The following is an 11,204-nucleotide window of genomic DNA, read 5'->3' on the forward strand; positions in this document are numbered from 1 at the left end:
TCAAACATATGGGATAGCTCGTTCTTTCGTTCAATAGCAACTATTATAGGACCTGAGGCGGCAGAGACAGTCACCAAAAAGATCGAACACTTTTCAAAACAGACTAACAACTCTCCCGCCGCTGTTAATCAGTTGGTAAAGGATATCGCAGCGGCTCTTACAACAGGGGATTCTATACAGCGGCTACATATCGCTACTGAGATTGTTGAGAATGCGATCGCTAGTGAGATTAATGCGCGGTTAGATAATAAGTCAGGCGATGTGCTCCCGTTGGAAAGAGCCGTACCACAGAATACAGATCAAAATAGCGCAATAATTGAGAAGATAGACATCCGCCAACCGCTTAACCACCCTGTGCCCGAGATTCGGGACGCACTTATCCAGATGGCGCAGCCCGGGGTCAATCCCGCTCGTGGGATGATAACGCTCCCTGAGATAGAGCCGATTGCGCGGCAGCTCATGCCGGCGGCGACAAACCTGGGCTTCCAGGGCACGCGCGAAGAGTTTACCGAGGCGCTCTACATGCTCGCGCAGCGTGTTGAGGACGGGCGGGGTGTTGGGGCAGGCCAGATTCACGCCAAGACAGAGCAGCACCTGACGGAGAAGCACGGCTCACCGAATCCGCAACTGGTCTCGATCGTGACGGATCTTCTCGCCCGCATCCAGTACGCCAAGGCAGCAAGCCTTAATGAGGGCGAGGTGGCCCATGCTATCCTGGCAGACGGGGCAAAGCCTGCAACTGTGAATGGGCAGGTGCTCGCCGACCATGCGGCCGGGATCCTTGAGGCCACTGGTGGGTTCACCTTGGCTTCTGTGCCAGCAGCCGCAGTCACAGCGAAAACAGCGACCGTTTCACTCGTGGGTCTCGGCAAAGGGAGCAGCACGGGAGAGCCGTTAGTTGGCGGAGAGACTGAGCTGAAGGGACCCAAGAAGATAGTTGCTGGGGCGGACACACCTGAAAACCTGCAACATGATACCGCTATAAAGCTTTTAGAGAAGAGCGAGGCCAAGAAGTATACCCTCCAGAACGTGGCGGATTTGACGAAGCGCATCAAGGAACTGGCCCAGAAATCAGCGCTTGCGCACGCCAAGGGGGACCTAGACGCAGTCCGGTCGCTAGAGTTTGAGGCCAAGGACACACTAGCCGACAACAAGGAGCTCGTCACAAAGCGATCTCACGAGGAGCAGGTTGTCATCAACTCTCTCTTCTCGTCCGCCAAGGCTGCCGAGGACAACCGCCTTGAGCAGGCCAAGAAAAATATCGACTCTGAGATCAACCTCCTGGCAAAGAAGATAGCCGATGAGGCTGGCTCTCAGGTCGCAAACAAGAATATCTCCCGCGATGAGGAACTGAAGCACTTTGGCGTGGAGCGCACTGCGCTGGTGAAGAAACTTGATCCATCCGGCGAGATAGCCTTTAGGGATGCAGAGGTAACTGAGGCGCGCCAGGGCTTTGAAAAGCAGCTCGACCTTACGACCCACAAGGCCGAAGATGCAAACCGCGCAGCTGCCGAACTAGTGAACAAGAGGGCTGAATCAGTCGCTGACTTTCATAAGCGCGCCGATAAGGGCGATCTGCTTGGCGCAGTGCAGTTTAACCCTGAGGTTGGTCTTGATATTCTCAAGGGGCCACAGGGAGCCCAGATGTTGGATGCGCACCTTTCCAAGCTTAAGACGTCCGATGAGCGTGTTGGATTCCTTACGGCGCTCAAGACAGGCCTTGGAGCAGCTAGGATGGCAGAGATCGTAGACGGCTACTCTAAGGCGACCGAGCGACCACTGGTGTATGATATCGTAGTAAAGGAGCCAACCCCATCAGCGCAGGCGCTTGCATTTAGGAAGTTATCGGAGAATACGCAGTTCTTAACCACCGCGCAGATAAAAGAGCTTAAGGAGTTTGTACAACGTGACTTCACCGTGATGGCTGTTGCGATCAAGCAAGAGCTGGAAAGGATCGATGGCAAACTTGATGAAAATGCAAAGAAGATAGTTACAGCAAGCAATTATATCTCTACGGCGCTTAACAAACCCGAGCTTTTAAAACTTCCACAAAATCAAATCCTAGAGGCCTGCAATAAGGCTATTAAGGAAAGCTATCGGAACAAGGATGGTGGTCTGAATGGGGTGGGGGAAAAGACGCAGGCACAATTTACGAACTCTAAGATAAGGGTTAGTAGCGACAAGCCTGAGAAGATTTCGAACACTCTGGGTGGTAGCGAGACTCAGGAGCAAAACTACAAAACAACATTCGTTACAACGTACAAGCCGCTGGCTGAGATTACGCTTGAGGAGACTAAGGCTTTTCTTCGTAGTCAGGCAGGGGAAACAAAGGTCGTTGATGGAAAGGATGTGTATTATCCGATCGACGAGAAACAAAAGCAGGCCGTCGTATTGCTAGGCCATCTCGAGGCTATCAATAAGCTAGAAAAGGATAACATAGAGCTCAAGAAAACCAAGGAGAATGGGGTTGATGGCGAGCTTACAAAACTTAAGAGCTCCTACACTCAGATCTTTGGAGAGAAGATATTGGAGATGCCTGCCGATAAACTAGCGCAGCTTGAGAAGGTGGCAAATCTATACCTAAGCGGTTTTGATACGAGGATAGACGCGGCAACATCCGGCCCCGAGAGGGCGAAGATTATACAGGAACGCGACGCGATAGATTGGCTCGTTGTAAATAAGCGCCTTAAATTATGCCTCGGTGGTGAAAGTACGAATCTAGAAAAGGCCAGATCGCTTCTCTCTTCCTTTAGTCATTCAAATAATCCGCACCCACGTGGAGAGGTAGCTCTCAAAAACGCTTCGACAGCCGGAAAGATGTTTGAGGAGCTAAAGAAGCATGAGAGTGACATACAGCTGCGTACTAAGGAGCTTACGGAAGCTACTGACTTGCTGCACTTAAGAGAGGGGCAGCAAATACTTTCCCAGATGAATGTTAAGAACTGTATACAGCATCACGGACCGGCAGCGAAAGAAATTAATTTTAAGTCACTAGACGCCTTTTTTCCAAACGGCAAGTCAGATCAGAAAACTACAAAGCCAGAAGGCTACAAAGATCAACAACGTTTGCTGCTGGATGCAATTACAAAGCCGCCGAATGAAATTATACCGAAGGATGCGCTGCCAACGTTAGAGGACAAAATATCTGATATCGATGATGGGCTTTGGCAAAGCAAGATGAATCGCGAGGGTTGCATGGCAAAGGGCCAGAAGGCTCTACTTGAGGCAGAGCTTGCGGCTACCAGCACCAGCCCATTTATTAGCGGATCTTTACTGCATGGAGTTGATCCTAAGACTACCGAAACGGTTGCAGAGTTGAAGAAGATCCTTACGCATAACGGAGGATCTGCTCTAACCGGCGAGCAGCTCATGAATCTACGCGTTGCTGCTAAGGACGTTCCTGAGCTTGAGAATGTATTCGCCCAGGTTCCAGCTCTGCCTAATGACAGTGCGGAGGAGTCTCGACAGATCTTGGCGCGCCTGCCAGGAGATCAGTCAGTGAGGCTCAGATTATTGGCTGCTAACCTTGCTATTACTCCTCAACCGGCAGCAGAGCTGTGGGCTAAGCTTAATAATTTAAAGAGTGAGGATCTGCCAGTAGCATTAGATGCAGCGCTGACGCAGGCCAAGGTAGTGCAGGTTACAAAGCTCCTGGATAAGATGACGCCAGAGGAGCGCACGCGCGTTGAGGCAAACTATAAAACTTTATTAGGAGACACGGTCGGCACGACGTTACTTAAGCTGCGACCGGTCTATACGCATATCATTAAGCTTAGTGGCACTACGCTTGTTACCAACCGGGATCTAGCCAGGTATTTCCCTGCCCAATACGCTATCCCAACGGATCCAAAAGAGAGGCGCAAGGCATTAGAGGGTATCTATCAGGCTGATCTCACGGTTGTGGCACCGGATCTTAAGCCGCTACTTAAACTCCAAGAAGAACAAGCTCCTAATCGTGCTATTTGGAGCACGACCCTACAGCTCTCAAAAAATGATAAGGATATTCAGCGGGCGCGCACGGAGCTGAACAAACTGGATAAAGATCTGACCGACGCGAGCACTAAGGCCTTTAAGGGACACTCCCCTGACTATCTCGCCCGTCACGGCATTAAGGAAGATCTCAGAGCGAGGCAAGAGTATGCGCATCGAATGGCATCGGACGCTCTTTTATCACCAACTTCTAAAGTTATCACAACGCTTAATCGTTTTGTAGATGTGCTTAAGCAGCCTAAGCCAAACACTGCACTAGCGGCAGATCTCCTCGCTCGAAGTAATTTCTCAAGCGAAGAGATGGTGCTCGTGAGAGCGAAGTACGCTGATATCGCGTCTCAGCGTGAGCCCCTCAAGGACCAGCGCCGACTGACGGGTGATCTGGCGCAAGACCTCGCGGACAGCCAAGACCCCAACAACCCAGAAACGAAGCGGGCACAGCTGTTAGCTGTCGGTGGGCCAGATGCTTTACGGGAAGCGAGCCTGATCCTTATTACCGAGGGCATTCGACTCAAGAGCGATGGAATGACTCTGAGAGGTCTTGTAGTTGCGAAATCCTATGGAGCTCTCGATTACGTAATGAAAGGAGTAGCGGATAACAGCCTAACGAAAAAGGCTAATGAGTACCTCAACGCAGCAAGTAACAAAACCACCAACGTGCTCACAGCCCTTGAGATTGAAGTCCAGATCTATACCGGGGAGATTCCGAATCTCCCTGGTTACGACAAGGCAGTTAATCTGATGAAGTCGGCCGAGACCTTTCAGCAAGGTGTTGTAGAGTTCGGGAAAGCAAGTATCAAAGATTCAGAGCTCGTGGGTAGAGCAATGGATATGGTCGACTCATTGGAGTCTTTCAATAAGCTCTTAAATGCTCTGAACGAGGAAGCACGTGGCCTTAATAATAGCTTCATGTATCGCAATGGCAAAGAGCCGGCATTTATTCAGTACGTACAGCAACAGGGCAGTCTCGGCATGTTCGATGCCGCTGTGTTTGAGAAGCGAATTACAGCTGCTACAAATGGCAAAAAGCTGTCTCCAGAGCAGCTTGCTAAATGTAAAGAACTCCGTGAGGATATCAAGGAGCAGCTGAGCGCGCTAAACAACTTCGTGACTATCCGTCAGACGATTCACCAAGAAGCAATAAATCTCGAATTGACGGTTAAAAATACGCTGGCAGAGTCGCAAAGGAAGTTTGACCAACAGATCATCTACGATTCTGGGCATGGAAATAATATAATCTTTCACAAAGGTATGATAAATAATCAGCAACTCCTCCTGGGGGGGCAAGCTGACGGCTTTCGCGATATTAAGCATACCCAGCAAGCCATGACCGTTATGTTTATTGTTATAATGGAGGATGTAGTCAATCGGACAGATCGGGGGCTTACCACTGAAGATACCGCGCAACAGTTCTCGGCGTTACGAGAGCGTGATCAGAAGGTCGAGTGGGTTGTTACTCGAAAGCATGTGTTTGATCAGTGGGTGCAGCAAGTTCAGAAGCAGAACGAGAATATTGAATGGCACGATTTCTACGGTGATCTCGTACATACGATATCGAAAACAGTGGTCGTTATCGGCATCTCGCTTATTCCAGTGCCAGGAGCCCCGCTCATTGCACTCGGAGTTGCAACGGCGTGGAACGCAACTGACAAGGTAGTACGATACAATTATGGGTCTATCGATGGTGCGACCGCCTTTCGGCAGTTCGGAATAGAGCTGGTTATGGACGGCTCCTTCTATGCTCTGAATGTTCTTAAGTTCGGACATGTTGTGGCGAGTGTGAATGGTGCCGTGCCAGGCAAAATAGTCGAAGTCGGTCGACGAGTTTGGAAGTTTGATTGGCTCGGAAAATTGCGTGACCCGATCTCTCTCGGAAAGAATGCGCTCCAGCAAACGGTGCACAATGCGGGTGAGCGCATGGTGGGAGCGACCCTTAAGCAAGAGGGAGGGATGGTTGCGGAGAAAGTGCTTAAGGATGTGGCGGAGGCGGCATACGGAGAAGCTAGCAAGCAGATGGCTGCCGCGGCAGTGAAAGGAGTCAGTAAAATAGGGCAAATCTCTGAATGGTTTGAGCTCTCCATTGTGAAAAGCTGGCCCCGCCCTCCCGTTTCCTACACTCCGGCGTTTGATAACAAAAATAACAACAAGGAGTTGCCCAAATCAAAAGAGATAATTCTTACGGAAGAGAAGGGGAAAAATACTACTCCTCCGCCGTCGAACCCAGTAGAGAAACCCAAGAATGTAGCGAATGAGAATGACTTCCAGAAGGATCCACAAAAAGCTAAGGATTTTGAGCAAAAGCTGCAGGAGCTAAAAGATAAAGTATTAGATAATCCAGCTTTGCTAGCGGTTGTAGAGGCCCTGATTGCTAAATGGCAGGCACTCCCGCAGGACCTAAAAGAAAAAATATCAAATAATCCAACGCTGCTAGCTACTATAGAGGGCCTGATTGCTAAATTGCAGAACTCTAATATAACTCCGGAGCGAAGAGCAGAGCTAGAAGGCCAGCTAAAAGCTCTTTTTCCTCAAGATATCCAAATCCTATGGGCATATATTATATCTATTATATATCCTAACCCCGCTCCTGTACCTCCTCCTGTACCTCCTCCTGTACCTCCTCAAGAAGCAGAACAGGGCACAATATACGGCAACTACGGCGGCCTTTTTGATAACTTCACATTTGGGGAGAGCCTCAATACGGGTAGCATCTGGACCAAAAATACTACGCAAAATGTCCTACCCACACTACCGCCGAGCCCCCCAAAGCCACCCACACCACCGGTTTTTACTATCCTGCCACCCAAGAAGCCGGATAGTGGAGGAGGAACGACAGGTCCGATAGCGGTTAGTGATGAAAAGGGGAGTAATTCCTACATTCTTGCGGCAAAGCGCGAAGAGAAGATCGAGGCAGAGAAGATCGTGGCAGAGGAGCGGCTGCGCGAGGTGTTGTCCGCCCAGGTACTCATTATTAGCCAGCAAAATACACAAGCGATCGCTACTCAGAATGCCACCGCTCAACAGCTAGCTTTGGCAACTAGCGCCTCTCAGGCAGATCAGCAGATCGGACTACAGGTAGCGCTGGTAGATGGGACTATAATAGCTCAGAGCATGGCGAGCACTACTATCCTAGCTAGCCCCATACAACAGAGCCAGTCACAGAGCCAGGAACAGAGCCAGGAACCGCTTCGTCTGCGAGAGGGTGAGGCAGCTACCTATACCTATGCTTTAACGGCAGCAACTTCTGTGCTTAGTGCTGAGACAGTTGCTACTACCACTACCCTCTCTACGATTGATACAGTACCGCAGCAAATTATTGGTACGAGGTTGCAGCCCACGGTAACTCTGAAAGAGCTGGCTCAAGAAAAAGAGTTCCTCGTCCGCACGAATTTGGTAGCTAAAAAAGATGCGCAGATAAAAGATGCGCAGCTAGATAATATATCTAACGAGGAGACCGCCACGGCAGCTTCAGCAGAACAAGATAAGCTAGCCAGCGTCAGCAAGCAGGCGAGCGCCCTAAATATTCGGGCAGAGCAGGCAGCCGCAGTTGAAACTGTACAGGTGCTTAGCCTGAAGGAGCAACAAACAGTTATTGCGGAGCAGCTCCGTACTGAGCAGATTATTAGCGAGAGCATACACCGTGCGCAGGAACAGCAACTTCTATCCCAGATAGAAAAAGTGCAGGCAGCAGCGGCGCTTGTTACGGCACAATCTCTAGTAACTGCGTCTTTGAAGGGGTCGCTAGCTACACCACTGATGGCTGAAGCAACCCCGTTCCTGGAAGCAACGCCTGACTATGAGCCTCTCTTTTCATCTAATGAGAGCGATCCAGCGCCAGTGCGCAAAGTACAACGCAAGGTAAAGAGCTTAAAGGAGCAGGATCGTTTACGTAATATCGTAATGCAGCAGCTCTTAACCCTTAATTTTAATCAGAGTAGGAAGAGCGATCTGCTTAAGCTTCTCATCACCCTCGGTATCTCAGAGAAGGAGTACAGGGAGCTTGTTGCCAAGGTTGGTGAGGCCGAGGCACGCAGCATGGCAGCAAAGGCTGAGGGCAGAGAGAAGGAAGCTCGTCGTATTGAGGCCCCTCAGGCAAATACGAAAGAGCCGGTGCGCATGAAGGGCGAGGTGAAGCCTGCAACTGCAAAGATCTCCAGAGCTGAACTATACGTTCGCATGAAACAGTAGCGATAAATACAAACACTTTGCAAAGCTTATACATATCCGTGACAACTTAACGTGTCATATCGGGCAGATATCTGTATTATATTCAGACTGAATAACCGGGCAGAGAGCCCACTATGTATATGTAAGAGGTAGATTTATGAGAAGCGTAGAAGTAGCAACCACTAACAATTCGTTTGATTCCGCAATTAACACTAGCACGAGCGATCTGCTTGAGCTGCTCTGTGCCCAAGAGGAGTTTGCGGTGCTACGCGAGACCCTCCGGCTTTATAAGCAGGAGTTGGGGCTATCCGAGCTAGTTAGTAATAACTAAGTAAACATTCAGCCTGGGCGAAGCCCCTGGGAACGCCATTCTCCAGAATGGCCAGGTATGAATGCTCAGGTAGGCGATCTTTTTCGTGGCCGGTCTAGAGTCCGGCGTTCCCGGCGCTAACGCCTCGCCCAATAGAATAGCGAGGCAGAGCCGGTTATTATCAGGGCGCAGCCAATTTTCCCATATTCCTGAGCAGCATAATAACCACTATAGTACCCCTGTAGCGGATGCCGAGTAAGGCGGCGCTCGATAGGAATAAGGTGGGCTATGACTACATGTGATCTGCAATTATTTGGGTTAAGTGAGGAGCGTGGATTCCTCCCGCACGTTGATCCACTCCTTAGTCTGCCCGCAACCTTCTCTGCTTGGGAGGAGATCGCCCAAAAACTTCCAAAATACCTAGCTGGCATGAGCCTCAGGAGGTCGGTTGATGCCTTACCTCAATTTCCTCTGGATGCGCTGAAGAGTGAGGCCGAGATTCATCGCGCTATGGTGATGCTCTCCTTTATCGGACACGCCTATGTTTTTGGCGAAAAGCCCACTGTAGAACGTATCCCCGAGGTGCTCGCCCGTCCCTGGTATGAGGTCGCTACTAAGCTCGGTAGGCCACCGGTGCTCTCCTATGAATCATATGCACTTGATAACTGGCAAAGAATTGATCCAGCCGGCCCAATAGCGATAGGGAATATAGCGCTATCCCAGAACTTTCTTGGCGGACTGGATGAGGAGTGGTTCGTTATTATCCACGTTGATATAGAAGCGCGTGCCGCAGAGGCATTAAAGGCGATTGCATTAGGGCGTCGTAGTGTTATCTCTGGCAATGAGGGGGATCTTACTAGAGCGCTTCAGGAGCTAGCTGCTTCACTCGAGGGGATGCACAGCTCACTCTGTCGGATGGTAGAGTATTGCGATCCGTTTATGTATTTTCACCGTGTGCGTCCCTATATTCACGGTTGGAAGAACAATCCGGCGCTCCCTAATGGGCTTATCTACGAAGGGGTTTCGGCTTACAGCGGAGCGGGGCAGATCCTAAGGGGTGAGACCGGAGCCCAGAGCTCTATTATTCCGAGCCTCGATGGTTTTCTCGGAGTTGGGCATAAGGATGACCCACTTAAGGCCTATCTAATGGAGATGCGGCTATATATGCCCCCACAACACCGCAAGTTCCTTGAGGCAACTGAAAACGGCCCAAGTACACGCGACTTCGTTGCCGCCCGCAGCGCAAACATAGAGCTTGAAAAGCACTATAATAGTTGCGTTGAGTTAGTAGAGCGCTTCCGCAGTAAGCACCTAGAGTATGCAATTTCGTACATCGCAAAACAGGCGCAGCGTGACCCATCTAATCCATCCCAGGTTGGAACTGGGGGCACCCCTTTTGTACAGTACCTAACCAAGCATCGCGATGAGACCGGTGAGCATAAGCTGCAACAGACGCCGTAGGTAGAAAAGTTACAAAATTATAGTGATTACAGTTGTTCAAGGAGCTGAGTAAGAGCATCACGATTCCTCGGGCCGGAGAGCCTTACGTGCGCTTTATTTACAATTTGCCGAACCCTTTCACGACTCAGTCCAAAGAGCGTAGCAAGTTCCTGTAGCAGCATGGGCGGTTCTCCCTGTAGACCGTAGCGCAAATTAACTATCTCACGATCGCGTTTAGGAAGTTGCTTTAGGGCCTGCTGTATAATGTTATGAACCTCTTTTTTAAAGAAAACCAGATCAACTGGGATGTTTCTCTGGTCCGCAACAATATCGCCGAGGGTTGATCGATTCTCTGAGTTTACCGAACTACTAAGACTTCTAGATGTTCGAATAATAGGCAAAAGTGCCAGTACATATTCTTTGGTAATATCCAACTTTTCCGCGAGCTCTACTGCACCTGTACGGCCATTGTTTTCAGAAAGCTCTCGGCAAAGCCTAGATATCGTTGGGGTCTGATGGGCAGGGGTCGTAACCTGACGTATGGTTTGCTGGTGCGCTCGTCTGGAGGCCTGATTTATCCACCAATGCGCACAGGTTGCGAAGCGCACATTTAAGTTGGGATCAAATTTCTCGATAGCTCGCAGCAGTCCGATGTGACCCTCTTGAGAGAGATCTTCAAATTTACTAGGTAGTTTATTATTATTACCTACGATCGATAATACCATGCGCGTATTAGCGCTAAATAGATATGATTTTATTGCAAGGTATGGTGCTTGCAGGCGCATTAATTCCGAGATTGTTTTGTGAACGTGCAGGGCATCTCCACCAAGCAGCTCCCGCAGCTCTCTGAAACGCAATAGATCAGGGTCTGCTGCGAGCTCTGCCGCTTGTAGCGTCCCATGTTTACACTTAATTTTTGTCTCAAGGGTGGTAAGATCTGAGGCGGTAGTCTTAACCCTATTAAAGAGTAGGAGCGCCTCTTCCGGTTGGATCGGTATTTTTAGCAGGCGTTTAACTAGGTCCATTTTTCTGGTGGCGTAGAGGTGGCTCTCCTTGTCATGCGTAGCATCTAGAGTTGAAGCCGCTTTAACACAGCTAGCGGCCTGTTTGATAAGAGAGTCCGTGCTGATGCTCTTACTTCTCACGGTGAAGATAATGCTTTCAGGGAGCAGATCTCTAGCTGCTATCCGTTTCATATTATCCAATATATCTCTCTGAACCATCGGAAGCTCATATAATGCGGCCCAGAATGAGGCGCGCTGTGAGATCATGGCCGTAAAGAGCGTAAGCTCATGCGTCA

The 11,204-nt window shown here is 49.9% G+C and carries 4 protein-coding genes; 3 read left to right on the forward strand and 1 reads right to left on the reverse strand.

Translation table 11 applies throughout. The features are described 5' to 3' along the window. The first annotated feature begins 132 nt into the window (after nucleotides 1-132). The 3 genes from NTV65_06230 to NTV65_06240 all read left to right on the forward strand — a co-directional run bounded on the left by NTV65_06230 (nucleotide 133) and on the right by NTV65_06240 (nucleotide 9,925). Entirely contained in the window at nucleotides 133-8,175 is an 8,043-nt protein-coding gene (locus tag NTV65_06230; protein MCX6114795.1) for a hypothetical protein, read from the forward strand. A 136-nt stretch (nucleotides 8,176-8,311) separates the two neighbouring features. After that, a complete protein-coding gene (locus NTV65_06235; protein MCX6114796.1) occupies nucleotides 8,312-8,485 on the forward strand; it encodes a hypothetical protein in 174 nt (57 codons plus the stop codon). Between the two features lie 267 nt (nucleotides 8,486-8,752). Further along, a complete protein-coding gene (locus NTV65_06240; GenBank protein ID MCX6114797.1) occupies nucleotides 8,753-9,925 on the forward strand; it encodes a hypothetical protein in 1,173 nt (390 codons plus the stop codon). 26 nt (nucleotides 9,926-9,951) lie between these two features. Here NTV65_06240 and NTV65_06245 read toward each other — a convergent pair. Then, a partial coding sequence (locus NTV65_06245) for a sigma-70 family RNA polymerase sigma factor (protein MCX6114798.1) occupies nucleotides 9,952-11,204 on the reverse strand: 1,253 nt, incomplete at its 5' end.

It is taken from the genome of Pseudomonadota bacterium (genome assembly GCA_026390555.1).
GTDB lineage: Bacteria > Bdellovibrionota_C > UBA2361 > UBA2361 > OMII01 > OMII01.